The organism is Fibrobacter sp., from assembly GCA_024399065.1.
Classification (GTDB): Bacteria; Fibrobacterota; Fibrobacteria; order Fibrobacterales; family Fibrobacteraceae; genus Fibrobacter.
The window spans coordinates 40,051-65,649 of the sequence record JAKSIB010000003.1; the positions used below are offsets into that span (position 1 = coordinate 40,051).

Sequence of the window (25,599 nt, forward strand, 5' to 3'; positions counted from 1 at the left end):
ACGCAAGTCATATAATTAAAAGGGGAGCAGGGTCGCCGGGAGAAATCCTGGCGTCCTTTTTTAATTTATCTTTAAGATTATAAGGATGTGAGAGTATGAAGTTCTTTTGTTTTGGTGTTTTAGGCGCGCTGGCGCTTGGCCTTTCGGCTTGCGGTGGCGATAACGGATCCTCGGCAACGCAGGATGACTTGTCTTCCAGTTCCTCTGCGGATTCCGTGGCTGATACAAACGCCATTGTGGTACTGAAAAATCCACCGGTGATTTTTACCGAAGTGGACCCTGTGAACTTGGTGTACAAGGATGAAGAGGGAGGTGACGCCGGCTGGGTGGAAATTTATAACCCTGCAGACACGGCGGTGAACCTCAAGGGTTATTACTTGACCAACTCTGCGGCTACCCCGACGAAATTCCAGTTTGGCGATGTGGTGGTCAAGCCCAAGTCCCACATGATTGTTTATTTGTCTGGTAGAAACTTGCCGGACTATGTGGCTCCTCACGATACGGTCAATCTTTTGACTTCCTTTTGCGAAGTGGAGTACGATGCGATTACCAGTCCGGGCCGCGGCAAGAGCGAAATGAAACCTCTTCCGGGAAAGTCCGATTTCTGCTTTGTAGAAAACGGAAAGAACATGGCCGGCGCCCAGATGATTCCTGTGAAGGGCGACCTGAGTTATTTCCAGTTGGCTTTGAGCGTTGGCTCTACGGACGAGGGCAAGGTTCCTGTTGATCTTTCCAAGGCAAATCAGTTCCTGCTAAAGGCTTACATTCCCAAGGGCGAATCTCTTAACTTCAGATTCTTGCAGAAGGGTTTCCGCGAAGTCAAAAGCTGGGCCAAACTTCTGACGGGAACAGGGGACTCCAATACGGTTTATTCCATTAGGCCGCCCCTTTATACGGACTATCCTAACTTGAATGAATTTACGGGACTTCGTCTGGACTTCGATTATCATGATTCCATTGCGAAGGATGTGAAGCTTTTCAGCTACATCGCTTACAGCCGCGGCAACGAACCTCACGCCAATTTCAAGTCCAAGAAGGAAGGCGGTTCCCTCTACTTGTTCAATAACGAAAAGCAGTTGGTGGATTCCGTGATGTATCCGGCGGCTGTTATTGGAAAAACTTGGTCCCGCGAAACTGTAGTTGCCGGTGGTTTGAATAGCGCAAATGGCAAGTGGGGTTTCGCTGTGGCAACGCCTAATGGTGCTACAGCAGGCACTGTGGAAAATGCGGCTTCCCAGAACGTGAAGACTGAATTCCCCAACTCCGGTTTTTATTCCAAGCCGTTTACCATTGCTTTTGATAGTGATAGCAATATCCGTTGCGAAAAGGGCGGCACTGTTCCTACCGTAAAGAGCCCGCTGATGAACGCCAGCTTGACCATCGAAGAAACTACGGTTTTGCGCTGCGCTACTTTTGAAGAGGGCGCCGTTCCTGGAAACGTCATCAACCGTACTTACATTTTCGAAGACCAGCCCACGGTAGCTTCTGTATTCATTACCGGCGATCCGTTGCAGATGTTCCATGCGGATTCCGGCTTGTTCAAGAATGAAAATTTCTGGAGCGACAAGGAAATCCCTGTGAACATTGAATTGCTGGAAGCTGGGCAGAAGACGCCTGGCTTTAGCGAGAATGCGGGCCTTGCCATTAGCGGTAACGCCACACGAACCTGGCCGAAGAAATCTGTGGAAATCACTTTCCGCGAAAAGTACGGAAAGAACAAGTTGGATTATGCGTTGTTCCCGGAATTCCCTGAACTGAAAAAGTTCAAGAGTTTCAAGCTGCGCAACAACGGAAACAATTTCCATTTCGACTACATCCGCGATATGCTGGCATCCTCCATTACGGAGGGGCTGGGCGTTGATTACCAGCATGGCCGTGCATCCATTGTTTTCTACAACGGTGAATACTTCGGCATCCACAACATCCGCGAATCTTCCAATAAGAACTATTACCTGGCCAAGTACAACTTGGACGGCGATGAAATTGATTTGGTGAACAGCTCCGGTGAATATGTGGACGGCTCTCCGGTGGAATTTGTTTCGATGACCAACTTCTTGCTCAGCAAGACAATGACCGATGAAAACCTGGCCATTGTGAATGAACAGCTGGACCTGAACAATCTCATCAATTACTATGCGGCAGAAATTTTCGCGGACAATCGCGACTGGCCCGGAAACAACCGCAAAATGTGGCGAGCTAAAAATCCGAAGACTGCCTGGAAGTGGTTCATGTTCGATACAGATATGGCCTTCGATAATACCCAGAGTAAGTTGACGGGAAATATTTTCGAGTTCGTAACTGCAGAAAATTCCGGTTGGCCCAACAATCCTGAATTCACTCAGCACTTGCGTCGTTTGCTGACTAACGCAAACTTCAAGGCAGCTTTCATTAATCAAATTGCAACCAACCTTTGCATGAACTTTAGTGCCGAACGCGTGCTTGCCCGCATGGAAAAACTGAAGGGCGATATCGCCGCCGAAGTGGAACGGGATCAGAAGCGCTGGGGCAAAAACGTGGCCACCATGACAGAACACGATGGCCGAATCAAGACCTTCGCCACCACCCGCCAGGATGTGGTCCGCAAGGAAATGCAGGAGCATTTTGCCTTGGGAGAAATGGTCGACGTAACTATTGCGAGTTCCGGAAATGGCGTCGTGCAAGTTCATTACTTGCCTTTGGACGAGTCTTCGTTGAAAATCAAGTTTTTCAAAGGAACTCCTGTGACGCTTACCGCAGTTCCGAAGGCCGGAGGAACATTCGTGGGTTGGAACGATGGCGTTACCGATGTGACTCGCATCATCGATCCTGAAAGTGGCCTGAAGGTGACGGCAAATTTTAAGTAGGTTGCTTGACACTTTTGTTGCCATCTTTGAAAAAAAATTGTAGAATAGTGACTGCAAAAAAGGAGTTTTTATGAAGAAGGTTTTTGCAAGAATGGGTGTCGCTGTTTTGGTTTCTGCAATGGCTTTTGCATTGAATGCCTGCGGCAGCGATTCGGGTTCCTCGGCAGGAGATGACCCTGGTTCTTCCAGTGGTTCCTCAGAATCCGGTTCCATGACCGACTCCAGAGATGGCCAGAAATATAAGACCGTGAAGATTGGAAAGATGGTCTGGATGGCGGAAAATATGAATTACAAGACTGTGGCCAGCAAGTGCTATGACGACAAGCCTGAAAACTGCGAAAAGTATGGTCGCCTGTATAACTGGGACGATGCCATGGCTGCCTGCCCCAATGGCTGGCACCTGCCCAGTCAGCAGGAATTCGAAGATCTCTTTGAAGCCGCCGAGAAAGCAGGCGACGATGCTGGCATTGTGCTGAAGTCAACCTCTGGTTGGATCGACGATGGCGAAGGAACCGATGCTCTCAAGTTTGGCGCTGAACCCTCCGGCTGGTACGCCCCCGAAGAAGAAGCCTTCTTGGAAGAAGGCGTTGTGGCTCGACTCTGGTCTTCCGAAGAGGAAAATGCAACCGATTCCTACTACGCACATTTTGACTACGCCTATGACAACGTTGAAATGTACATGCATAGCAAGGGAAGCCTGCACGCCGTTCGCTGCGTGAAGAATTAGGCTTGCTTTCCTGTTAGGGACCGAAGTGGCGTAGCCATTCGAACGGGTTTACGTTTTTTGTAAGATGTTCCGTAAACCCGGTTGAACGAAAAACGCCGAAGGCGTTTATAGCGCAAGGGCCCGGCTGGCGCAAGCCGGCAACAGCCAAAAAGTTTTTAAATTTTTCCCGTTAATTTGAATAGGGCGAGCGTAGTTTGTTTCGCCCCAAAAGGGAATTAAAATGAAGAATACTAACATCCCCGAAGAACAGTTTGTGAAGGCTGCCGCTGAGTTCGGCACCCCGCTTTGGATTTACGACCGCGCAACTATCGAACAGCGTTGCAAGGAAGTGAAGGTTTTTGATAACGTGCGTTTTGCCCAGAAGGCATGCCCGAACCTCAGCGTGATTTCTCTTGTGCGCAAGCAGGGCTGCGTGGTGGACGCTGTCAGCGCCGGTGAAATTGTCCGCGCTCTCAAGGCCGGTTACAAGGGCGGCTGCGAAAAGGGTAAGGTTCCCGAAATTGTTTACACTGCCGACATCTTCGACAAGGATGCTCTGGAACTGGTGAAGGAACACAACATCGCTGTGAACGTTGGCTCTCCCGACATGATCCAGCAGCTTGCCGATGCAGGCGTGAAGTCCGAGCTGACCATCCGCGTGAACCCGGGCTTTGGTCACGGCCACTCCCGCAAGACCAACACCGGTGGCGATCTTTCCAAGCACGGTATCTGGCACGAACAGATCAAGGACTGCGTGAAGTTGGCTCAGGAAAACGGCATGTGGATCACTGGCCTGCATATGCATATCGGTTCCGGTTCTGACTTTGAACATTTGGCTTCTGTTGCCGACGCCATGTGCGACGCTAGCCGTCGTCTCGGCTCTCACCTCCGCACTATCAGCGCAGGCGGTGGTCTTCCCATTGAATACCACGAAGAGAACAAGGGCCCGCACATCGACATGGCTGCCTACTATGGCATTTGGGATGGCGCCCGCAAGAAGATCCAGCAGAGCATCGGTCACGACGTTCATCTGGAAGTGGAACCGGGTCGCTACCTGGTTGCAGAAAGCGGCTACCTCATGGCTGAAATCCGCGCTGTCAAGAAGCAGGGCGACAATCTGTTCTACATCGTGGACGCTGGCTTTACCGACCTGGTTCGCCCCAGCTTCTACGGTTCCTACCATCAGATCTCTGTCATCGCCCGCGATGGCCGCGAACTGAACGAAACTGTTGACGCCGTTGTTGGCGGCCCGCTCTGCGAATCCGGTGACGTGTTCACCCAGGAAGAAGGCGGCTTCGTTGTGACCCGTAAGCTCCCCAAGGCTAAGGTGGGCGACCTGCTGGTTCTCCACGATGCAGGCGCTTACGGTGCTGCAATGTCCAGCAACTACAACAGCCGTCGTTACGCTGCCGAAGTGATGTACACCAACGGCGAAATGAAGGTTGTCCGCGAACGTCAGACTTGGGAACAGCTCCTCCAGAACGATCGCATTATTGAATTGTAAAAGGAGATCCCGGGCTAAACCCGGGATGACATCCAAAAACTTTAAAGCCGGCGATTTACTCGTCGGCTTTTTTCGTGCAATCTGTTTTCAAATTTTTAAGGGTGCTTGTTAGGGTCGTAGTTCTTGTCGTATTTTGGTCTGGGATCTGGACCTGTGGTGAGCCAATCGATGGTTCCTACGATAGCGCCTATGGCTCCGCCGATCAGAGCTCCGCCAGCCATAGCGGCAAGGGAACCGAGAAAAAGGCCGTCCTCGATTTTTCGCTCTCTTTCAGACTTGTCATAATAGTCTTCGTCATCATCTTCTGAAATGGCGGCGAACCCTAGGAACATGACTACTCCCGGGGCTACGCCTATGCTTGCTCCGCATGCCATGCCATCTGTGATGGGATGCATTCCCGTACTGCAGGTGGAGCACCCGGTGGTACCCAGCAAAACAGCGGCGCACAAAAGAATTGAAATAATCTTTGAAATCCTAACCATAAATTCAAAACTATAAAAAAATCCGTAGGAATTGCTTCCTACGGATTTCGTTTTGGTTGTTGGAGAGATTCGTGCGCGGTTTAAGACCCGCGCGGCCTTGTACTGAGCGGAGCCTGTCCGCGAAACTTTTACTTCAGGCTTACCTTGCGGACCATGAGCACTGCGCCGTGGTTGGAGATTACCTTGGCGAAGTAGGTGCCTGCGCTCAGGCTTTCCAGGGAGATGGTGGCGCTGCCGTTAACAGCGTGCATCTGCTTGACGCGTCCCTTGGTGTCCATCAGCATCACGCGGGAGTCTGCAGGAGCGGCCACGAAGAGGTTGCGGCCTGCCAGCTGCATGCTTGCGGAAATTCTGTTCGACATGTGGACGGTCTTGATACCCTGAATCACGGTGCCTTCCGGAGCACCCACGATGGTGCCGCGGCCTACGGTACTCATGTACACGACGCCGTAGGTATTCATGTCGCCTACAACGAACTTGCCGTTACCCGGACCGCCGAACTGGTGCATGTCATCGTTGATGCGTTCGAAGGTCTTGCACTTGTCGGTACTGCGGTAGATGCCAACGGGGGAGTACTTGTATTCCGTGCCGCCCCACTGCTTTTCGCCGATGGAATCCTTGGTGCCACCCCAGATGTAGATGGTTTCGTAGTCGGAGCCTTCCTTGGCCTTTCCGATACCAACTGCAACTGCGGTACCCACGATGTTGCAATCAGTCCAGGTCTTGCCGCCGTCTTCGGTGTAGCTGAGACCGTTATGAGAGTAACCGTCGGCTTGCCAAATCTGTTCCTGGTCGCGGGCTACCCAAACGTGGCCTTCCTTGCCGGGAACCGTGCGGATGGGGTTGCCTGCACCAGACCAGTTTTCGTTGGTCTTGAGGTTGGATGCCTGCTTGAATGTTTTGCCTGCGTCGCTGGAAACGTAGAACTCGCCATTGTCGCCGGCCAGGTAGAATACATCAGGATTTACCGGGTCCGGAGTCATGCGGCCGCTGCCTGCGCTAAGGGTCACTGCAGTCCATGTCTTGCCGTTATCTGCGGAGCGGTAGTAGGAAGATCCGTTTTCCGGCTTGTGCATGATGACCTTGCCATCTGCGGAGAGTGCCACGATACCCTTGGAACCCTTGATGATGCCGTCAACTTCCAGGTCGGTCCATGTTTCGCCCATGTCGTCGGAGCGGTACATCATGTTGTGGTTCTTGCTTTCGTACTGCAGGTATTCCGTTGTCACGCCTGTGCGGACCAGTGTACCCGTCAGGGGAGCGTAGCCCATGCTTTCGGTGGAGCCCACAGTGGGGAAGTGGCGCTTGACCGGAGCATTAATATCAGTATAGACGCCGCCGTCGTAGTCACCGATGGCAGTAACCAGCGGGCCGCCCGGAATGCTTACGATATCCAGAGGAACGGTTTCTTCGATGCCCTTGGATTCAAACTTCCATACGGGAACCTTGGCGGTGATGTCGTCGGTAGTGAAAATGCCGTTACCGCTGGTGACCCACACCTTCTTGTTATCGAAGGGGTCGAATTCCAAAGAGCCTGCCCAGTGGATGGCGTTACCCGGAATCCAGTCGGTGCCGTTGGCGTCGATGTTGGGAATATCGTTGTAGTGCTGGCCGTGAATCCAGTTCTTGCCGCCGTCGGTGGTGACGTAAATGCGGTCGCCGTAGTTGTCGCGTTCGTCCTTGGTCACGTGACGGCCGGTGTACTTACCCAAAGTGGAAACCACGATATGGTTCTTGTCCTTGGGATCGATGGCGATGCCGCCGTAGGAACTTTCGTTCTTCTTGTGCTGCATGTTGCCCTGATCGTCTTCTTCGTCATCGTAGGGCGTAATGTCGGTCCAGGTGTTGGTCTTGAGATCCAGCTTCATCACAGCGCCGCTGTTGATGGTGTGTGGGCCCGGGCCATCGGCGTAGGTAATGAACATTTCGCCGTCCACGATCTTTGCGCGGTGGGGCATGTACTTGGCGGGGCCACCTTCGATAACCTTCCAGGTCTTGCCGCCGTCCTTGGAAACCTGCAGGTTGTCCTTGGTGTCGGAAATGCCGATATAAATAGTGGCGGTGCTACCGTCGGCCAACTTGCCCTGAGTTTCGTCGAACATGACGAAGGCTACACCGTTCACGCCATTCAAGGCGCTCTGGGTGGCGCTGGAGATGGCTACCTTGTAGAAACTCTCCCAGGTCTTGCCGTAGTCGGTACTTCTATAGATACCTGCGTTACGGCTGCCGCAAAGGATGATGTTCGGCATGTTGGGGTCCACAGCCAGCTTTTCGCCGGTCTGGCGGCCCATGCCGTTACCGTGTGCCAAAATACCGGTGCCGTCCTTGAAGCCCACGTAGGTGGTGTCCCAGGTGTTACCATAGTCTTCGGAGCGGAGCACAGCGGTACGTCCCCAGCTAAAGTAGCCGGTACCTGCCAGCACATAGATGCGCTTGGGGTCGGTGGGGTCCAGGGCGAAGGATTCGGTGCCGTAAAGGCCCTTGTCCAATTCGCTGAACTGGTCCATGAGGGGGAGCCAAATGCCGTGGCCAGCGTCCCAGCGGTAAATGCCGCCCACGTCGGTACGTGCGTACAAAAGATTCTTTTCTGCCGGATGGGGGAGGACGGCGCTAACAAAGCCACCGCCGTCGAAACGGACGTTGCCCCAGTCGTACTTTTCTGCCATACTTGCGGTGGCAAGCAGAGAAAGGCCCAAAACGATAAACTTTTTCATAAATCCCAACAACCTTTGGGGTGAAACCCCTTTTTTGCCACTATAATTTATACCCCTTTGATTGAAAAGGAGTTAACGAATTGGGAAGTGTGATAATAAACGTTGAGAGGTGTTCTACAACCCTGCAACAGGGAATGTGAGAATCAAAAAACATTGAAAATTGCCCCTTATCTAACTATATTTTTACGCACAAACCACTAAAAACCTTTAAAAAAGGCAATCTTATGTCAGATCGTTTTATCGTGACCGGTAACTTCACCGATGATCCGTTCGCCATCGACATGGCCCAGTACATTGGTCTTCGTGAAGATATTTCCGACGTGGTCTCCCTCAAGACCTTCGCCAACTCCGAATTCTGCCCCCGCTACATGCTGGATGCCGATGACATCGAACATATCGGTCGCCGCCTCGAAGGCAAGATTGTCCTTATCTGCTCCGTTTCCAACCACGAACGCAGCCGTAACGACTACGCCATGCGTAACATGATCCTCGCCCGCGCCGCCAAGGACAACGGTGCCGAACAGGTCGTTCTCGTGGAACCGGACTTGTTCTACTCTGCACAGGACCGCGGCCCGCACCGCGTTGGCGAACTTGAAAAGGATCGCCCGGATGCAGACCTCAAGAAGTTCGACGGCCAGGCTTTCTCCAGCATGCTCTATGCTGAACTCCTGAAGAAGTCCGGTGTGGACGCTGTGGTCACCTGCCACAACCACTCCATCAAGGTCCAGAACCTCTTCAACGACATTTTCGAAGGTCACTTCCACAACCTGATTCCGACTGACGTTTACGCTCACTACATCAAGAACAGCAACTTCGTGCAGTGCGGTAAGGATGGCAACAACCTCGTTATCGTTTCCCCGGACAAGGGCGCACGCCCCTTCATGAACGCTGTCTACGATGCCCTCCAGCTCCCGGAATGCAAGCGCGTGGTGATGGACAAGGTCCGTACCGGCGAACGTGAAATCTCCATGACCTTCAACCCGGAACTTTCCGACATCAGCATCGACGAAATCGAAGGCAAGGACGTAATCGTGTTCGACGACATGGTCCGTACCGGTACCACCATCGTTCAGTGCTGCGAACACATCAAGAAGGGCAACCCCAACCGCGTGTGCTTCGGCGTCACCCACTTCCACACCAGTGCAGAAGCTCGTGAAAAGCTGAACAGCCCCGCAATCGACGAAATTCTTACCACCTCCACCCTGCCGGATATCATGAACCGTGACTGCCAGGGTCGTCTCCGTAAGAAGCTCACCGTTTTGAAGCTCGGTAAGTGGATTGCTCGCCACGTGATGCAGATGTACGGCATGGACGACGGTCGTTTCGAACGCGACTTCTACAAGATCGACATGTCCTCCAAGAACCCCCGTTGGCCGCCTCAGCAGTACTAATTTAGGCGCGAGGCTCGAGGTACGAGGCTTTATAAAATCTCCGGACGTTCGGTCCGGGGATTATTTTTAAATGCCGATCATGCATTTGGTGGTGTGGACCGCGAGTATTTTCGTTAGCTCGTTGCGGTCGTTCACCACGATGTTCAACAGTTCCTTGACGCCGTACTGTTCCGTGACGGCATCCACGATGCAGGGGCACAGGCCCTTGGGAATGCCGTTGTCGATGCAGGCGTTGACCAGGGCCTTTTTCATGGTGGCGTTGTATTCGTCGGGGGCGCATTCCACAAAGAACTCGTAACCGATGAATTGGGCCTCTTCGTCGGCCACCTCGAACATCTTGTTGTAGCGGGGAACGTCGGCCACCACCTTGCCGTAGGCGCAGGTGCATACGCTCTGGGCGGTGGACTGTCCCACGAATTCCACGCCGTTCTCCATGCAGTATTCCATGAACTCGGTCTTGTCGGGAGGCAAGAGCTTTACCTGTGCGTTGGCGGTCTGCGCGGCGGCGGGAACAGCCAAGACGGAAACTGCCAAGACGGCGGCGGTCAAGCCAGAAACCGCCAGAACGGAGGCGAATGAAACTGCGGACGAAACGGCGGCAAATCTACGGGAAAAATTCATGGGCTTAAATATATATAAAAGCGCCATAGCCCGTGACTTTTCGTGAGGTAACTTTTTTTTCAAAGTTCCTTTGTTGCGATGTTTGAAATAAAAAAACATCCCGACATCATTGCGATGCCGGGACTTTTATTTTCTCCTATTTCCTTATGTGTGTAGTGTAGATCATGCCGCATTTTCTACACCCACCGTGGAAGCATTGTCCGTGGTGGGTGCGGCGTTTACCGCTTCGGCAACAGTCGCCGCGTTATCAGTCGCGTTATTCGCCGGGTTCCCGTTTTCTCCCTGTTCGTTGTTCTTTCGTTCTCGGCGGATCTTGACCTGCAGCTTCTTGGCGACAACGGCCGCGTCCATGCTTTCGAGGAATACCTTGCAGGATTCGCTTCCGGTTGCCGCCTTGAATGTTGCGGCACCAATCATGATGTTGTATGCGTCGGCGCAGGCGGCGCGCAACTTCTTGCAGTGATCCAGTTCCCTCATGCCGCTTTCCGAGAACCTGGCCATGTCGGCTTCGATGAACTGGTTGTTTACGCTTTCCAACCTTTCGAGCCATTCCTTGAATCCGCAGGCCTCCAGCTTTTCTGCTTCGATATCCTTGATGCCCTGGATGATGTTCAGGATGATACCCGTGGATTGCACCTGGTTGTTATTGAGGGGGGAGGGGCTTTCGCTGAAGATCTTACAGATCAAGGCTCCTGTTTCGGCGGCGCTTGCGTCGGGGATGCGGGCTGCGGCCTTGGCCACGTTGCGGCATGCCACATAGATCTTGTTGCGTTCCTCGTCCAGGTTCTTCGCCAAGCTTGCCGTGGTTTCGGTGATGCTTGCTTTCAAGAAGTTGCCCAGGTTCTGCACCGCTGTTTCGTAGTCGGTAATGGCCTGCTGGATTTCCTTGTCGGTAACCGCCTTGGCGTATTTCACGCCTTCGGTATGAAGGCCGAGGAACTCGTCGTTGCGGAGGGAAGGGAAGTTGATAATAGTCATGTTTTTCATTTTTGTAACCTCGTTTTATGAGTGTACCTTTAAACTACGAAGTTTGTTTGTCACAGATGGTCACAAACGGTCACGATTGTGTAAAAGTTTATGCCACTTTTGTCACGTTTTTGTCACGTTTTGACCATTGTATGACACTGTATTTTTGTTGTCATTCATTTGTTTTTCGTGTGGACCATCATGCGCGTAGGAAAATGCTCGGAAATTTTTAGGCTGCGAATTATTTGTACGAAATCATGTGGCGTTTTTTGCTCTCTGGACCATCTTGTACAAATTAGACGGCGTCCCTTTTTGGCCTTAGGGCGATCTTTTGCACATTATCCTGCGACAACCTTTTGCCCACGGACGATGATACGCGTATTCTGTACCGTGTGCTTTTGTGACGGTGCCGTGATGCGCGTAGTCCGTACCGTCCATTTTAGCGACGGTGCCGTGATGCGTGTATTCTGTACCGTATACTTTTTGCGACGGGACCGTGATGCGCGAATTCTGTACCATCTATTTTTTGCGATGGGATGATGATGCACGTAATCTGTACCGATCACTTTTTGTAACGGGTCCATGATGCGCGTAATATATATACTCCGCCTTATGCCTGCGGGCGATTCTACTCGCAATATATAGTGGCCGCCTTTAGCGCATGGCACGGCATTTGCGCATTTTTCTGCGACAATTCATTTTCTACGGATCCCTTTACGTGCAATATACGGCAACCGATTTTCACCTGCGGTATATATTGCGTGCAAAACGTAGTGCCGGAATTTTGTTTACGGGCAACCATACGCGCATTACCCCGCGCCGACTTTTTTCCGGTGGATGATTCTACGCATATTAAGTACCATCGGCTTTTTACCTGCGGGCGATCCTATGCGCAAAATGCGGCAACGGAATTTTGTCAAATGAAATCTCTTGCGCATGATGGTGCGCGTGTCGTTTGAAATCCCGCGCGGGCCTTTTTGGGGCGATTACCGGTGCCCGATTCTGCAAAAAAAACGTGTATAGAGTAGGCAGTGGCGTTTTCCGGATTCGGCAAAAACGCTCTTTGCCTGCAAACCGGCTGCGTTGCCGGAACAAAAGGACTATACATGAATAAAAATACAACAACTGTTGCTGCAGACATTGATAACGAAATAAAAGTCATCGACTTCTCGAAAATTACCATCACCAACCGCTTCATGTTCCCGCTGGTCATGAGCCACAAGGAAATCGCCAAGCCCTTCATCGAGGCGGCGCTTGGCATCAAGATCTACGACTTGAAAGACCCCGAGCAGGAAAAGACCGACCAGGTAAGCCTCTTCGGCAAGAGTGTCCGCTACGACGTCTATGCCCAGGAAATCAGTGAAAAGGGCGAGACTATCCGCACCTTTGACTTGGAAATGCAGGTAAAGGATACCAAGGAATTGCCGAAGCGAGCACGCTACTATCAGTCGGTCCGCGACACTCACGAGTTGCACAAGGGTGCGCTGTACAGCAATCTCCGTGACCAGTATGTGCTCTTCATCTGCCCCGACGATATTTTCGGTGCGGGACTGCCTGTCTACAGTTTCCAGAATTATGCTGCCGAAGACAGGAATGTGGCCCTGAATGACCGCACCTTCAAAAATTTCTATATATTTAACGAGTACGAAAAGTTACCGGATTCGCACCCCTTGAAACCGTACTTGAAGTATTTCGCCACCAACACCGCAAATTCCTCCGAGACGAGGGCTATCCACGACAAAGTGGAATGGTATCGTACGGACGGCTTGACCCAGGAGCGCATCATGACTCATGAACAGGAAATCCAGCTTGCCGCAGCATTCGCCGAGGAGAAGGAGCGCGAACGCAACGAGAAGATTATTGCCGAGAAGGATGCTGAATTGGCTGCTCTCCGGGCGGAAATAGAACGCCTTAAGAACGCCAAGTAACTTCCGCGGATAACCTCCGTGATACCAAGGACCCCGCGTGGGGTCTTTTTTTTGCAAATGGAGGCGCATCTCTCCACACGTCATCCCTTCGGCAGGCTCAGGAGCGGCGAAGTTGCGATAGAATCCATTCTTATCCCACGGGTAGTGAAAGTTTTTTTTACAAAGATTTCTTGCGCAAATGAGACGTTTGCTGCGTGTATATAAGTAGGTAGGGACTGTTCTACCTGCGAACCGGCCGCGTCGCCGGATGTCTAGGTAACTATGAGCGAAAGCATTAAAACGGAAAACATTGGCGCCGGAATCGCTGACACCGATAACGAAATAAAAGTCATCGACTTCTCGAAAATTACCATCACCAACCGCTTCATGTTCCCGCTGGTCATGAGCCACAAGGAAATCGCCAAGCCCTTCATCGAGGCGGCGCTTGGCATCAAGATCTACGACTTGAAAGACCCCGAGCAGGAAAAGACCGACCAGGTAAGCCTCTTCGGCAAGAGTGTCCGCTACGACGTCTATGCCCAGGAAATCAGTGAAAAGGGCGAGACTATCCGCACCTTTGACTTGGAAATGCAGGTAAAGGATACCAAGGAATTGCCGAAGCGAGCACGCTACTATCAGTCGGTCCGCGACACTCACGAGTTGCACAAGGGTGCGCTGTACAGCAATCTCCGTGACCAGTATGTGCTCTTCATCTGCCCCGACGATATTTTCGGTGCGGGACTGCCTGTCTACAGTTTCCAGAATTATGCTGCCGAAGACAGGAATGTGGCCCTGAATGACCGCACCTTCAAAAATTTCTATATATTTAACGAGTACGAAAAGTTACCGGATTCGCACCCCTTGAAACCGTACTTGAAGTATTTCGCCACCAACACCGCAAATTCCTCCGAGACGAGGGCTATCCACGACAAAGTGGAATGGTATCGTACGGACGGCTTGACCCAGGAGCGCATCATGACTCATGAACAGGAAATCCAGCTTGCCGCAGCATTCGCCGAGGAGAAGGAGCGCGAACGCAACGAGAAGATCATCGCCGAGAAGGACAATGCCCTGGCTGAGAAAGATAATGCCTTGGCCGAGAAGGACAATGCCTTGATCGAGAAGGATGCTGAATTGGCTGCTCTCCGGGCGGAAATAGAACGCCTTAAGAACGCCAAGTAACTTCCGCGGATAACCTCCGTGATACCAAGGACCCCGCGGGGTCCTTTTTTATTCTTCCAAAAGCAGGACCGCCTTTAGGCTCCCATCATTCATTTGTTTTAGAATTTGAGAATCTCAAGAATCCACATCTTGACAGACAATGTTCAATAGCAGATTTTTTTAAGTATTCAAAGGAATACATTGACATCGGAAAAAGAACTCTGATTGAGCATGCGGCAGCAGAAATTGTTGCAACTGGGGTGAAATTTATGGATGCATGCCATGTGGCGTGTGCAGAACTTGCAAAATGTGATTATTTTTTAACCACAGACAAGAGGCTTTTGAAGTACAAAAGTTCTACAATGAAACTTGTCAATCCAATTGATTTTCTTTTTGAACTGGAGGGCAACTACAATGGAAACTAAAGACGTGAAAACACCCTCTACCATGGAAATTCTCAACAAGGGCATGAAATGCCTTACTGAGCATTTGGGCGTTGTAGATGCAGAATACTTTATCTCGGCAGTAAAGCGAGAGAACTTCGACTACACAGAGTGGCGAAAAACAGCCTTTAATGAGTATAAATCTCTAAAAGATCTGCTAGATGATGCCGAACGGACTCTTAAAAAGGAAGATGTTGGATAAAGTAAAGGACCCTTGCGGGTCCTTTTTTGCAAATGGTGGCGTGTTCCATGGGCAATATTGTCTAGAGTTGACTATGTTGCGGAATTTGGCGAAAGGAAAAGGCAATGGCTCTCAACATGAAACCTGTGGTAATCCGTCGGTCTCAGGTAGACGAGTTCCTGAAATATCTTTCTGAAGGCAAAAAGACCCAGGAAGACGTGAACCGTTCTGCAAAGCCTGCGTCCAAATAAATTCATGGATATAGAATCTATCGTGATAGAATCTTATTTGCCCATTGACGAAAGCGAGTTCCATGAATTGATTTGACCCGGTAACCGACGGAAATAATGACGTCTAAATTATAAAATTTCGTTTTATATTTTTTCGAATCTCTTGCAGTTAGTAAGAAATCCTTACTAACTGAATTTTCTAGCAACTCGCATTCTTGGAATATATTTTTTATGTGCAAGGTGATGTTTCATTCTTCCTCCAGTCGCTACATGCCTAAAAAGCGACGGCTTGATTCTTTATGCAAAAGTTTGCGCAGCGTCAAGGCTCTGCGAGAAATTATGGTTCTTCCATAAGTAACTTTCCCTCCATGGCACTATGCGGAGTGGTGATTCGGAATTTCCGAACTACCGCATTTTATGAGCGTTCCCCGGCTCCCCGGAACTGCACTATAGAATCGCCGCCGGGGGCGGGCTCTGGAACAGCGCCTTTCTTCCAACGTCATCCTGGAGCAGCGAAGCTGCGATAGGATCTAGGAACTCCCCGCGAGAGGAAAAGTATTTTTTACAAAGATTTCTTGCGCAAAAGAGAAGTTTGCTACGTGTATATAAGCAGGTAGAAACAGTCCTACCCGCGAACCGGCCGCGTCGCCGGATGTACAGGAACTTTCCATGAACGAAAGCAGGACTTCGGAGGACTTTGGCACTGGAGCCGGAGGCTTCTCAAAATTCACCATCACCAACAGTTTCGTTTTCCCGCTGGTCATGAGCCACAAGGAAATAGCCAAGCCCTTCATCGAGGCGGCGCTTGGCATCAAGATTTACGACCTGAAGGAACCCGAGCAGGAAAAGACGGAGCAGGTGAGCATCTTCAACAAGAGCGTCCGCTACGACGTGTTCACCCAGCAGATCGACGAGAACGGCGAGACCATCAGCTCCTTTGACCTTGAGATGCAGGTAAAGGACACCAAGGAACTTCCCAAGCGCGCCCGCTACTACCAGTCCGTCCGCGACACTCACGAGCTGCACAGGGGCACCATGTACAAGAGTCTCAAGGACCAATACGTGCTTTTCATCTGCCCAGATGACATCTTTGGGGAGGACCTGCCTATTTACAGTTTCCAGAATTTCGCGGTGGAGAATAAAGATATCGCTTTGAACGACCGCACCTTCAAGAATTTTTATATCTTTAACGAGTATAAAAAACTTCCGGACGAGCATCCCCTCAAGCCGTACCTGAAGTATTTCGCAACCAACACTGCTGACTCCACGGAGACCGAGGAAATCGACACCAAGGTAAAGTGGTACCAGACCGACAACCAGACGCAGGAGCGCTACATGACATGGGAACAGGAAATCCAGCTCGCCAGGGAAGATGAACGCGAAAAAGAGCGCGAACGCAGTCAGAAGATTATTGCCGAGAAGGACCGTGCGTTGACCGAGAAGGATCGCGAGATTGCCGAACTCAAGGCGAAGCTCGCTGAAATGCAGAAATAGAACGAAAGGACCCCACGCGGGTCCTTTTGTTTGCCTTGTCGGCACATCCTCACCATAGAAGCGGTATGGCGCCTGGGGCGATCTGCCCGTAGGCGTAGCGCATCACCGTTCCCAGGACATCGAAAGAATCTTCCTTCAGCAAAATTATTCCGCTGTCGATACATTCCATGGGCAAGTCCCCGTCGATATCGAGGCACTCCGGCCGGAACCGGTTCCAGATTACATAATCGGTATAGCCCTCGGCAACTTTTCAACAGTCTTTGTTTTAGGATTGATTCTGAATGTTTTGGGAGCATCTATTCCGATAATCAATAACGGAGATGTTAATTGGTTGCACAAATGATGATTCCAGCCGAGGTTTGAATTGCCTTTTCCACATGGTTCAGCTCAGTCGCCAGGCATCGCCTGTGTAGGCTTCGTCTTTGAAGATGGGACAGTCTGTATTCCATTGCAAGGATGTCAAACGTTCTTTTAAAAGCTCAAAAAAGGACTCGGAAAGGCTATTTTTGAAATTTTGGATTAAATCTTCATCCAGTATTGAATCAATGGCTGTTAATACCTCTCTGTAGAGAGACGAGTATTTTTCAATTTTCTTGAAGATCGTTTCTGCGTTTCTGTGGCTATATGTTTTAAATAACATAAGGTGGAAGTCCTCCTAAAAATATTATGGAAATGAAAGTCGCTAGTCCCCTAGAAGAAAAACAGTATCCAGGCTCCTGTCGCCATACGCCTGCTCTAGAACAGCCTCTAGAATGTCACCCTGGAGCGCAGCGATAGGGTCCATAAGTAACACCATCCCACTATCCAAACACTCCATATCCAGTTCCCCGTCGATGCCTAGGTCCAGCGGCTTGAAGGTACTCCACAGCACATAATCAGTGTAACCCAGAGCCCTGTCTTCGCGAAGCAGGTTGTCGCCCGTACCCGGCTGAATCTTGAGGAACTCCCCGCCACATGTCATCCCGGCCCCCGAGCCGGCTGCAACACACTTAGGAACTTGTTCCTTAGTGTGGCTGGTCCCCGTAGGGGGAGGATCTCCTTTTACAGGTATAAAGTAAAGCAACGCATGTTCTAACATGCGCTGCAATGTAGAGATCGTTCTTTAGATCGTCAAGGGGAAACGTCTATTTGACTTTTTACATTACATTTCTTCGTTTCGACTCACGAAAAATCAAATAGAAATGGCCTTAAATGAGAGAAAAAGGCGGTTTTTACTGTTTTGCGCATCTAACAAGTTCAATGAAACTTTTTTCAACTCACAAAAAGTCAAATAGAAGATTCTACCATTTCGTATTCGGTCCAGCGGGATTGTCCTATGATTCTTACCAGTCCTTCATCAACAAGTTTTTTTAGCTGTAGCCATATCTTTCTCTGTGAGATCTCTTCTCCGATACGCTTGTTGATGTCTGCTATTTTAGATTTTTTATGGATGCTAAGATCAGTAAGAATTAGCTCTCGTAATCTGTACGGTTCAATACGCTTTAAGGATGTCCTTCCTTTATATTGCCCTTTTCTTAAAATATCTGCGGCAATCCTGTATTCTTTTGCCTTAGACCTTGTGTCTGTAGAAATCACAATGCCTAATTCTAGTAGTTTTTGAATCCAGGATCTTAATTCGTTGGCATCTTTTAAATTCAACTTTGATATAAGAAAAGAGGCTGTTACACTCTCGTGCAGCGCAATAAGCCCGAGGCAAATTTTTTGTTTTTGTGTTAAGTGATACACGCTATCTGCTGCATCTGCGAATTGAATTGCCTCTTGGTTTATTACTTGGCGTTTAATTATTACTCTGACACAATCGTTTTCTTCTACGACTTCGGGAACATCCTTGCCGTAAGCAAGTAGCGTTTCGTACATCATGTCGTAACCGGAACCTTCCCGTTCCATCAAATGTAGAACATAAAACAAACTTGCGAAGTGATCGTTACGTTTCTTTGTCACGTGCAAAATATTTTTTGTGGTGACTCCTAGGGGAAGTGATCCTGGGTTTACAATTTCAATATGGTTCGGATAAATATTGATGTAAATATCGCCTCGAATGGTATAAGGTCGATGAACTAACGCATTGCAAAGGAGCTCTCGAATAACGGACTCTGGATATGCAGGAATATTGCGACGAAATAGCCCGTCCGTGATTTCTGTACTTTCAGTCCATTCTGGAACAATTTCCCAAATATCGTTAATGAGTTCTTCTGGGCTGAAACGATAGTCGTCCCAAACCCATTTGTTTACTTTTTTTCCTTGCTGGTCATATTTTATGCATTGAACAATTGGGGCTGCAGGAAGTCTAGATCGTTGGACTTGTTTGCCGATGAATAGGACCCCCAAATTTGTTAGCATACTTCCATCCTCGGAAACGAGGTTGTAGTAGCTTAGTAACTCTTTGTTGTCTTTTTCTTTCAAGAAAGAAGAAACGCGATCTGATGTCCTTATTTTCTTGAGAAGATGGTTAAGCTTCTCTTGATCGCATTCTTCGACTTTGTATTTAGATTCGGCATCTTCCCAATTAAAACAGCCTTTTTCTGCGGCGAGACGAGGAATATCTTCGGGGCCAACAGGTTGGCTTTGATCTCCAATACGAATGTAAATCTTGCCGGAAGAAGTTGCACAAACGGAACCATGGGACCGTGCTATGTGTAATTTTATGTAGGATCCTCCATTGGTGGAGGTTAATATTTCTGATGAAAGTATCAAATTGTGCGCTAGCCCAGAAAGTCTAGTTATAATGGAACTTTCTAAGTCTTCGGGAATGGTTTGCCCAGCAGGTGGCAGTGAGTCCGTATTTTCAATGCCTATGTCAATGTCTCCGCCTTGAGCGTTTGCGAAAGCGACGCAGTCTTTTGCCAATTCATTGAAATCTGCAGTCTTTCCTAATACGGTCTTTAGGGATTTTTTATCGTATGACAGATTTTCATTCATCGTTGTATACCTTTTTCTGTACCGAAAGATAAAAAATAAATTCAACTTGATTGAATAGCTGATTGCGAGGGCGTTTAAATGGAGTTTTTCTCTCTAAATTAACTTGTTCTTCACGTATTTCTCACGAATGCTTTTTACGCGGTTTTGCCTTCTGTTCGCAATGTCCGCGAGTTCACCAAGATGCTCAAAAATAAACTTTTGCGCGTTAATAGGGCAGAGGGTGAAAAGGTTTGTTTTATTCTTCCATGTTAAATAGTTCTGTTCAAAACCAATAGATTTTCCGTAATCAGTAAGTACATCTATCTTGTGGTCTCGTTCGTCTAATTGCCTAGACAGAACGCCCGTGATGTGCAGCAGGCTGTTTATATCTCTCCACTTCAAGGTTGTGTGACCATCAGGAATTATTCGATTGATGTTGGATGCAACCGCTTTTAGGGTGATGTTCCCCTCAACTACAGGTAACGAATTTAAATCTATAAGAGACGCGTCTAATGGTTTTGCTGAATATTTCTTTTGCCGGTAATCCAGCCGTTTGACTTGCTTCTGCAGCAAGTCGGCTACATAAGTTAGACATTTGCAGATTCGCTCCTGCTTACAAATGTCACTGTCTGTGACATCTTGGTCATTTAGAGGATTTATTCCAAGTGACATCTTACGCAGATACATCTCTGCACGAGTCAAAATTTCTAGTTCTGTAGCCATAGTGAGAGCCTTTTTTAGGAATATAGGCTAGAAAAGGTGATTATGCAAAATTTAGTGTATGGTTGATTGAATTTTTCTCAAAAAAGTTTGACAAAATGGCTCTCTTTTCACGACATGACACTAAAGTGTCATTTTTTTAGCTTATTTTTAAATTATATGAAAGAAAGTTTAAAACTTGAGAGAAATGAACCCGCGGCAGATGTTCTATCTAAATCCATCCGTTCTATGGGTTATTCTTTAGAATCGGCAATTGCTGATGTCATTGACAATAGCATTAGTGCTGGTGCTCATGATATTCAAGTAAAATTTCCTGTAGATCCAAATGAGGTTTACATCGCCATTTGCGATAACGGTTCTGGCATGAATAAGGCTGAACTTTTTGATGCAATGAAATATGGGAGTGTTCTAAAGGGCGATAATCGTAGTGAGTCAGATTTGGGTCGTTTTGGAATGGGTTTAAAATCGGCTTCTCATTCCCAATGCAGGCGCTTGACTGTAATTAGCAAAAAAAGTGATATGATCTCAGGTTATGTATGGGATCTTGACCTCGTTGATGAAAAGAAAGATTGGATCATGATAAATCTTTCTGAAAATCAAGTTTGCGATGTTCGCCATTATGACTATTTGAGTAATAAAAAGTCTGGTACAGTGGTCGTTTGGGAAAATTTTGATTTCATTCGGAAAGAAACTGGTGATGAATACGCAGGCATTGTTGATCAGCAAAATGCAGTGAGTGATTATTTGTCTCTGATTTTTCATCGTTTTCTTAGTAAGGATAAGAAGGATCGACTCTCCATTAAGGTTAACAATTTCTCATTAATTCCTTTTGATCCATTTTTGGAAAGTCATAAAAAGACGACGGTGAGAAAAGAAATCACTTTGCCAATTGAAGATGCAAATGGCGTCGAAAGAAAGATTACCGCTATCCCCTATGTCTTGCCGTTCCAAAAGGACTTGAGCGAAGAGGATAAAAAACTGTCTGGTGGCATTGAAAATTACAGAACTAAGCAAGGCTATTATATCTATCGTAATGAGCGCTTGATTGTTTGGGGAACCTGGTTTAATCGTCATCGTGATGAACTTTCCAAATATGCTCGAGTTAAGGTAGATATACCCAACACTTTGGATGACATTTGGGGTATTGACATTAAAAAGCAGAGCGCAAAGATTCCTGCAAGTATTCGTCAGCGATTGAACAGGGCTGTTGACGATGTAATGGATGCTGCGGTTAAAAAGCAGACTTATAGAGGACGTATTGCGAAAGTTAACGACGATTTTGAATATGTGTGGAATCGCATTGATAACCGAGGCAATTTTGTCTATTCCATCAATCGTGAATCCAGTCTTTTTAAACTGCTAGAATCTAAGGTCAATGAAGATGCTATGCCTTATGTAGAGATGGTTCTTAAGGAAATTGAACAAAATGTTCCATTTCAGCAGATTTATGTTGACAAATCTCAAGATAAGATCGATGAAATAGTTAGTGATGAAAGAATTGCGGAAATTACAGAAAACGCAAAGATGATGGTCCAGATGGTTATGGAACTTAATTCCTCTCTTACGAGGGAAGAAGCTGTCGAAAACGTTTTTAAGAAAGAACCTTTCTGCAAGCATCCTGAAATTAAAGAAAAGGTGTAAGGGATACAATGGCTGTAGATTTTAAGAAGGTCAATAACATTTTGCGTGCTGCAAAGAGTCTTATTGAGACTAGTGGCATCGAAAAAGAGCTGAATGAAGAAAAAATTGCAGATGTCATACAAAAGGCTGCGTTTTTTACAGGTACCGAGCTTAGCGCTGAAGAGACTGAGGCTGCAAAACGTGATTTGCAGTATCAGTACCAGGTCTATAGCGCTCCGGGTCAGAGCATTTTGGATGATTATGATCAAGAACTTTGGTATGACGATGTTAAGGGTGACATTGAACCGAAGTTTTGGAATCGCTATCGTGATTATTTAATTGATTCACAGAATTTTAGTCCGAATGTAGTGAATATCCTTGGTGATGATACCATTGATAAAAAGCTCATGAATTGTTTGGGTGATCCGAATTCATCGAAACCTTTCCTACGTCGCGGTTTGATTATTGGTGATGTTCAGTCTGGTAAGACCTCTACCTATATTGGCTTGATGTGCAAGGCTGCTGATGCCGGATATAAGGTATTCATTCTTTTGACTGGTACCATTGAGTCTTTGCGTAGACAGACTCAGGAACGTGTCGAAGAAGGATTTATTGGCATTGATATGACTGCCGATACTTCTGGCGGCAAGCGTGTAGGTGTTGGTCTTGATAATAAGCCCCTATTCGCAAAGGCTATGACTTCTCGTATCCAGGATTTTACTGGAAACATCGACAAGATCGCGGATACTCTTGCAGGCAACAACAATGCAATTGTTTTCGTAATTAAGAAAAATACAACGTCTCTTAAGAAACTTAAGAATTGGCTTGTTTCTTTGAATGCGGATCCTGTAACAAAGAAGATTGATCAGCCCATGGTTCTGATTGATGATGAAGCCGATAACGCTTCTATCAATACCAGTGGTGATTCTGAGAACCCGACTGTGATTAATAGGATGATTCGTGAATTGGCAAGCGTATTTACTAAGTCTAATTACGTTGGCTTTACCGCGACGCCTTTTGCCAATGTGTTCATCGATCCGATTACAACGGAAGAAATGACCACTCAGGATTTGTTCCCTGAGAACTTCATTGTCACTTTACCTACGCCTTCTAATTATGTTGGTCCCAAAAATATCTTTGACAAAGATGGCAAGCATTATAATCAGCTTGTTCCTATCACTGATGCGGGGTGCGTAGAAGATGATGGAATGCCCTTCTATTATAAACATAAAAAAGAATGGCGTGGCGATCTCCCTGAGAGTTTGACAGATTCCATTTACGCTTTCTTCATTGCAAATACAATTCGAGATTTACGAGGTGATGAGGATAAGCATCGCTCTATGCTGATCAATATCAGTCGTTTTGTTGCAGTGCAAAAGTATATCAAGGATTGCGTTGATGAAATTTACACAAAGGCTTATAGAGCCGTTAAACACAATTTAACTGGAGCTGCAAGCGACTTAAAGGATCCAATTCTTAAACGGATTCATGAGGTTTTTGAAGATCAATTTACGAATGCCGGAGTAACTTGGCGAGATGTGGCTAAGAATATGTTCAAGGCAATCGAAAAAATAAAGATCTGTATTGTGAACAGCTCCAAAAATTCGGAAAAGCTGGTATATAAAAAAGATGATCCGCAACGAGTTATTGCTATTGGCGGTCTCGCCCTATCTCGCGGTCTTACTTTGGAAGGCCTCATTATCAGCTATTTCTATCGCAACACATCTACCTACGATGTTTTGATGCAAATGGGACGCTGGTTTGGTTATCGTCGCAATTACGAGGATTTGTTCCGTATTTGGATTGCCGAAAGTTCAGCAGAATGGTATGCCGAAATTTCCGAAGCCACTGAGGCATTGAAGATAGACATGGAACTCATGCGTGATCTTAAGTTGAAACCGAAGGACTTTGGTATTCGCGTTCGCAACAATTCCAGTGAGTTGAATATTACATCTTACAACAAGATGCGTAATACTTCTACGGAATATGAAACCGAAAGCTATTTTGGCGGCTGTGTTGAAACTCCGTATTTGCCCACTAATTATGCTGCAATTAAACAGAATTTTGATGCAGTAACTAATTTGGTAAATGACTTACAAAATAAAGGCAAGAACTTTGTCAAGCAGGGTAATGAAAACTACAAGGAACGTTATTTAGTTAAGGATGTTGATAAGAGTGATGTTACTCGTTTCTTGAGTAAACTTTCTATTTCGAAGTATAGTGTCAAGTTTGATACTGCTCAACTTGTCGATTTCCTCAATTCCTGTACAGACAATTCCATTGATAAGTTTGATATCGCATTCATGGAAGGCGAAAAGGGTGCGGTTTCTATTGGCAACATGTCTCTGAATAAGGTTTATCGCGGTAATTCTTCTATTGATCCGGTTAAAGAAAAGCTGAGTATTGGCCAAAAGGGGAAACTTGCTGGTACTAGCGATGGTAAAATTGGTATTGATAGCTTAGATATTGCGGATCAGGCAAAATCTGAATTCAAATCGCAAAATCCGACAAAAAGCGAACATTATCCGGTTGATACTTGGTTCAAGTATGTGGAAGACCGTAATCCGCTGCTTTTGATTTACCCTCTTGAGTTGGGAATGGGCAATCAGGAAATAAATCCTACTTACAAGAATCTTAAAGATCACGTTGATGCCGATAAAATCGCTTTCCTTGGTTTTATGATTGGATTCCCTAGGAATGAAGTTCAAGCATCCATGAGTGTCAATAAGTACAAGGTGAATACCGCTTACAACTATTTTGATCGCGATGTAAATGAAAATGAGGAGGAAGAATAATGGACTTCAAAACTCGTTTTGCACAGTTCTCTAATCCCTGCTATTTTTCTCGAGTTGATGCTAACCATATTCTGAATTTGCATATCGGCATCAATGAACTTGGTCAAAAGAGTATTGAGTTTCGATATCCTTTTACTGCACGAAAAATCAAGGGAACAAAATCCATTGAAGTTGGCCAGTATAAAAATAACAACTACAATACTTTGCGTTTTTCCTTGGTAGAAAAAGCTCTTGAAGATCTTTTTTTCAAATTTTGCGATGACATTGTTGAAAAAACTCGTAATTTGCAGGATGCTGCTCTTGGTTATAATGCAATAGTTGAAAGATTTACCTTATGGAAACGGATGTTCGTTCAGTCTCGAGATGATCTTCTTTCCGAAGAAGCGATTATGGGCTTGATGGGCGAAATCCTGTATTTGCGAGATGTGCTCTTTACAAAGTATGGCTGCTGTGCAGCTGTCGAGGGCTGGAGTGGTCAGGATAAAACTAAGAAGGATTTTTCTTACGGTAATGAGTGGTACGAAACAAAGGCTATTCACTACAATAAGACGTCTGTCATAATTTCTTCTTTAGAACAACTTGAATCTCAAAATGATGGCGTTTTGGGAGTGGTCCTTCTTGAAAAAATGAGCCAGTCTTATGCTGGGCTTACGCTTAACGATCTTGTATGGAATGTTTGCAGTCAAATTAGTTCTGCGGAGCATCAGGATATCTTTTTGCAAAAGGCTGAAAAAAGCGGTTATTCGTACAATGCTGCATATGACGAGTATGTGTTTGCAAAAAAGAGTATTCGCAATTTTGCAGTGAATGCTACATTCCCAAAGATGACGCCGGCCTCTGTTCCAGCGGGAATTATTTCTGCAAAATACGAGTTGTCGCTACTGTCTATAGCTGATCATGAAATTTAACGGATAAAGTTGCTT

At 47.3% G+C, this 25,599-nt stretch carries 20 protein-coding genes; 11 read left to right on the forward strand and 9 right to left on the reverse strand.

Annotated features, from left to right (window positions below; translation table 11 throughout):
* Window positions 1–95 precede the first annotated feature (95 nt).
* The 3 genes from MJZ25_02160 (at window position 96) to lysA (ending at window position 5,053) form a co-directional block, all read left to right on the forward strand.
* Window positions 96–2,843 (forward strand): CotH kinase family protein, encoded by a 2,748-nt coding sequence (locus tag MJZ25_02160; protein MCQ2122968.1) that lies wholly within the window; start codon window positions 96–98, stop codon window positions 2,841–2,843.
* A gap of 70 nt (window positions 2,844–2,913) precedes the next feature.
* Complete coding sequence (locus tag MJZ25_02165; protein ID MCQ2122969.1) at window positions 2,914–3,570, forward strand: fibrobacter succinogenes major paralogous domain-containing protein; 657 nt, start codon at window positions 2,914–2,916, stop codon at window positions 3,568–3,570.
* Window positions 3,571–3,790: 220 nt separating this feature from the next.
* Complete coding sequence (lysA, locus tag MJZ25_02170) at window positions 3,791–5,053, forward strand: diaminopimelate decarboxylase (protein MCQ2122970.1); 1,263 nt, start codon at window positions 3,791–3,793, stop codon at window positions 5,051–5,053.
* A gap of 95 nt (window positions 5,054–5,148) precedes the next feature.
* Here lysA and MJZ25_02175 read toward each other — a convergent pair whose 3' ends face one another.
* Together MJZ25_02175 and MJZ25_02180 are read right to left on the reverse strand one after the other, a co-directional pair.
* Window positions 5,149–5,535: a hypothetical protein gene (locus MJZ25_02175; GenBank protein MCQ2122971.1), complete on the reverse strand. Its 387-nt coding sequence runs from the start codon at window positions 5,533–5,535 to the stop codon at window positions 5,149–5,151.
* Window positions 5,536–5,663: 128 nt separating this feature from the next.
* Window positions 5,664–8,249, reverse strand: a complete 2,586-nt coding sequence (locus MJZ25_02180) for a T9SS type A sorting domain-containing protein (GenBank protein MCQ2122972.1) — start codon at window positions 8,247–8,249, stop codon at window positions 5,664–5,666.
* Window positions 8,250–8,473: 224 nt separating this feature from the next.
* Here MJZ25_02180 and MJZ25_02185 point away from each other — a divergent pair, with 224 nt between their 5' ends.
* Window positions 8,474–9,640 carry a ribose-phosphate pyrophosphokinase gene (locus MJZ25_02185; protein MCQ2122973.1) on the forward strand — a complete coding sequence of 389 codons (1,167 nt, stop codon included), beginning with the start codon at window positions 8,474–8,476 and terminating at the stop codon, window positions 9,638–9,640.
* Between the two features lie 66 nt (window positions 9,641–9,706).
* Here the strand turns inward: MJZ25_02185 and MJZ25_02190 are convergent, their stop codons facing one another.
* Together MJZ25_02190 and MJZ25_02195 are read right to left on the reverse strand one after the other, a co-directional pair.
* Window positions 9,707–10,261, reverse strand: a complete 555-nt coding sequence (locus MJZ25_02190) for a hypothetical protein (protein ID MCQ2122974.1) — start codon at window positions 10,259–10,261, stop codon at window positions 9,707–9,709.
* A gap of 162 nt (window positions 10,262–10,423) precedes the next feature.
* Window positions 10,424–11,248 (reverse strand): DUF6261 family protein, encoded by an 825-nt coding sequence (locus tag MJZ25_02195; protein ID MCQ2122975.1) that lies wholly within the window; start codon window positions 11,246–11,248, stop codon window positions 10,424–10,426.
* A gap of 1,085 nt (window positions 11,249–12,333) precedes the next feature.
* On the opposite strand from MJZ25_02195, the gene MJZ25_02200 reads away from it, so the two are divergent.
* The 3 genes from MJZ25_02200 (at window position 12,334) to MJZ25_02210 (ending at window position 14,940) form a co-directional block, all read left to right on the forward strand.
* Complete coding sequence (locus tag MJZ25_02200; GenBank protein MCQ2122976.1) at window positions 12,334–13,155, forward strand: Rpn family recombination-promoting nuclease/putative transposase; 822 nt, start codon at window positions 12,334–12,336, stop codon at window positions 13,153–13,155.
* Window positions 13,156–13,416: 261 nt separating this feature from the next.
* Window positions 13,417–14,316 (forward strand): Rpn family recombination-promoting nuclease/putative transposase, encoded by a 900-nt coding sequence (locus MJZ25_02205; GenBank protein ID MCQ2122977.1) that lies wholly within the window; start codon window positions 13,417–13,419, stop codon window positions 14,314–14,316.
* A 393-nt stretch (window positions 14,317–14,709) separates the two neighbouring features.
* Entirely contained in the window at window positions 14,710–14,940 is a 231-nt protein-coding gene (locus tag MJZ25_02210) for a hypothetical protein (protein ID MCQ2122978.1), read from the forward strand.
* A 247-nt stretch (window positions 14,941–15,187) separates the two neighbouring features.
* Here the strand turns inward: MJZ25_02210 and MJZ25_02215 are convergent, their stop codons facing one another.
* Entirely contained in the window at window positions 15,188–15,355 is a 168-nt protein-coding gene (locus tag MJZ25_02215) for a virulence RhuM family protein (GenBank protein MCQ2122979.1), read from the reverse strand.
* A 463-nt stretch (window positions 15,356–15,818) separates the two neighbouring features.
* On the opposite strand from MJZ25_02215, the gene MJZ25_02220 reads away from it, so the two are divergent.
* A complete protein-coding gene (locus MJZ25_02220; GenBank protein MCQ2122980.1) occupies window positions 15,819–16,643 on the forward strand; it encodes a hypothetical protein in 825 nt (274 codons plus the stop codon).
* A 382-nt stretch (window positions 16,644–17,025) separates the two neighbouring features.
* Here MJZ25_02220 and MJZ25_02225 read toward each other — a convergent pair whose 3' ends face one another.
* From MJZ25_02225 to MJZ25_02240, 4 genes are all read right to left on the reverse strand, one after another.
* Entirely contained in the window at window positions 17,026–17,283 is a 258-nt protein-coding gene (locus MJZ25_02225) for a hypothetical protein (protein ID MCQ2122981.1), read from the reverse strand.
* Between the two features lie 42 nt (window positions 17,284–17,325).
* Window positions 17,326–17,721, reverse strand: a complete 396-nt coding sequence (locus MJZ25_02230; GenBank protein MCQ2122982.1) for a hypothetical protein — start codon at window positions 17,719–17,721, stop codon at window positions 17,326–17,328.
* Window positions 17,722–17,909: 188 nt separating this feature from the next.
* Entirely contained in the window at window positions 17,910–19,562 is a 1,653-nt protein-coding gene (locus MJZ25_02235; GenBank protein ID MCQ2122983.1) for a putative DNA binding domain-containing protein, read from the reverse strand.
* A gap of 93 nt (window positions 19,563–19,655) precedes the next feature.
* Window positions 19,656–20,264 carry a hypothetical protein gene (locus MJZ25_02240; protein ID MCQ2122984.1) on the reverse strand — a complete coding sequence of 203 codons (609 nt, stop codon included), beginning with the start codon at window positions 20,262–20,264 and terminating at the stop codon, window positions 19,656–19,658.
* 156 nt (window positions 20,265–20,420) lie between these two features.
* Here MJZ25_02240 and MJZ25_02245 point away from each other — a divergent pair, with 156 nt between their 5' ends.
* Genes MJZ25_02245 through MJZ25_02255 form a run of 3 tightly spaced genes read left to right on the forward strand, consistent with a single transcriptional unit; the run spans window position 20,421 to window position 25,584 of the window.
* The gene (locus tag MJZ25_02245) at window positions 20,421–21,902 is read left to right on the forward strand and encodes an ATP-binding protein (protein MCQ2122985.1); all 1,482 of its coding nucleotides are present in this window, start codon (window positions 20,421–20,423) and stop codon (window positions 21,900–21,902) included.
* A gap of 8 nt (window positions 21,903–21,910) precedes the next feature.
* Window positions 21,911–24,676 carry a Z1 domain-containing protein gene (locus tag MJZ25_02250; GenBank protein ID MCQ2122986.1) on the forward strand — a complete coding sequence of 922 codons (2,766 nt, stop codon included), beginning with the start codon at window positions 21,911–21,913 and terminating at the stop codon, window positions 24,674–24,676.
* On the forward strand, window positions 24,676–25,584 hold the full coding sequence (locus MJZ25_02255) for a PD-(D/E)XK motif protein (protein MCQ2122987.1): 909 nt from the start codon (window positions 24,676–24,678) through the stop codon (window positions 25,582–25,584). Before MJZ25_02250 ends, MJZ25_02255 begins: the two co-directional genes overlap by 1 nt.
* The last annotated feature ends 15 nt before the right edge of the window (window positions 25,585–25,599 follow it).

Excerpts from the sequence above, each read along its gene's own strand:
- MJZ25_02195 (MCQ2122975.1), bottom strand. The coding sequence starts at position 11,248 with ATGAAAAACATGACTATTATCAACTTCCCTTCCCTCCGCAACGACGAG.
- MJZ25_02190 (MCQ2122974.1), bottom strand. The coding sequence starts at position 10,261 with ATGAATTTTTCCCGTAGATTTGCCGCCGTTTCGTCCGCAGTTTCATTC.
- MJZ25_02210 (MCQ2122978.1), top strand. The coding sequence starts at position 14,710 with ATGGAAACTAAAGACGTGAAAACACCCTCTACCATGGAAATTCTCAAC.
- MJZ25_02160 (MCQ2122968.1), top strand. The coding sequence starts at position 96 with ATGAAGTTCTTTTGTTTTGGTGTTTTAGGCGCGCTGGCGCTTGGCCTT.
- MJZ25_02250 (MCQ2122986.1), top strand. The coding sequence starts at position 21,911 with ATGGCTGTAGATTTTAAGAAGGTCAATAACATTTTGCGTGCTGCAAAG.
- MJZ25_02220 (MCQ2122980.1), top strand. The coding sequence starts at position 15,819 with ATGAACGAAAGCAGGACTTCGGAGGACTTTGGCACTGGAGCCGGAGGC.
- MJZ25_02185 (MCQ2122973.1), top strand. The coding sequence starts at position 8,474 with ATGTCAGATCGTTTTATCGTGACCGGTAACTTCACCGATGATCCGTTC.
- MJZ25_02200 (MCQ2122976.1), top strand. The coding sequence starts at position 12,334 with ATGAATAAAAATACAACAACTGTTGCTGCAGACATTGATAACGAAATA.
- MJZ25_02180 (MCQ2122972.1), bottom strand. The coding sequence starts at position 8,249 with ATGAAAAAGTTTATCGTTTTGGGCCTTTCTCTGCTTGCCACCGCAAGT.
- MJZ25_02230 (MCQ2122982.1), bottom strand. The coding sequence starts at position 17,721 with ATGTTAGAACATGCGTTGCTTTACTTTATACCTGTAAAAGGAGATCCT.
- MJZ25_02175 (MCQ2122971.1), bottom strand. The coding sequence starts at position 5,535 with ATGGTTAGGATTTCAAAGATTATTTCAATTCTTTTGTGCGCCGCTGTT.
- MJZ25_02245 (MCQ2122985.1), top strand. The coding sequence starts at position 20,421 with ATGAAAGAAAGTTTAAAACTTGAGAGAAATGAACCCGCGGCAGATGTT.
- MJZ25_02205 (MCQ2122977.1), top strand. The coding sequence starts at position 13,417 with ATGAGCGAAAGCATTAAAACGGAAAACATTGGCGCCGGAATCGCTGAC.
- MJZ25_02255 (MCQ2122987.1), top strand. The coding sequence starts at position 24,676 with ATGGACTTCAAAACTCGTTTTGCACAGTTCTCTAATCCCTGCTATTTT.
- MJZ25_02235 (MCQ2122983.1), bottom strand. The coding sequence starts at position 19,562 with ATGAATGAAAATCTGTCATACGATAAAAAATCCCTAAAGACCGTATTA.
- lysA (MCQ2122970.1), top strand. The coding sequence starts at position 3,791 with ATGAAGAATACTAACATCCCCGAAGAACAGTTTGTGAAGGCTGCCGCT.
- MJZ25_02165 (MCQ2122969.1), top strand. The coding sequence starts at position 2,914 with ATGAAGAAGGTTTTTGCAAGAATGGGTGTCGCTGTTTTGGTTTCTGCA.
- MJZ25_02225 (MCQ2122981.1), bottom strand. The coding sequence starts at position 17,283 with ATGTTATTTAAAACATATAGCCACAGAAACGCAGAAACGATCTTCAAG.
- MJZ25_02240 (MCQ2122984.1), bottom strand. The coding sequence starts at position 20,264 with ATGGCTACAGAACTAGAAATTTTGACTCGTGCAGAGATGTATCTGCGT.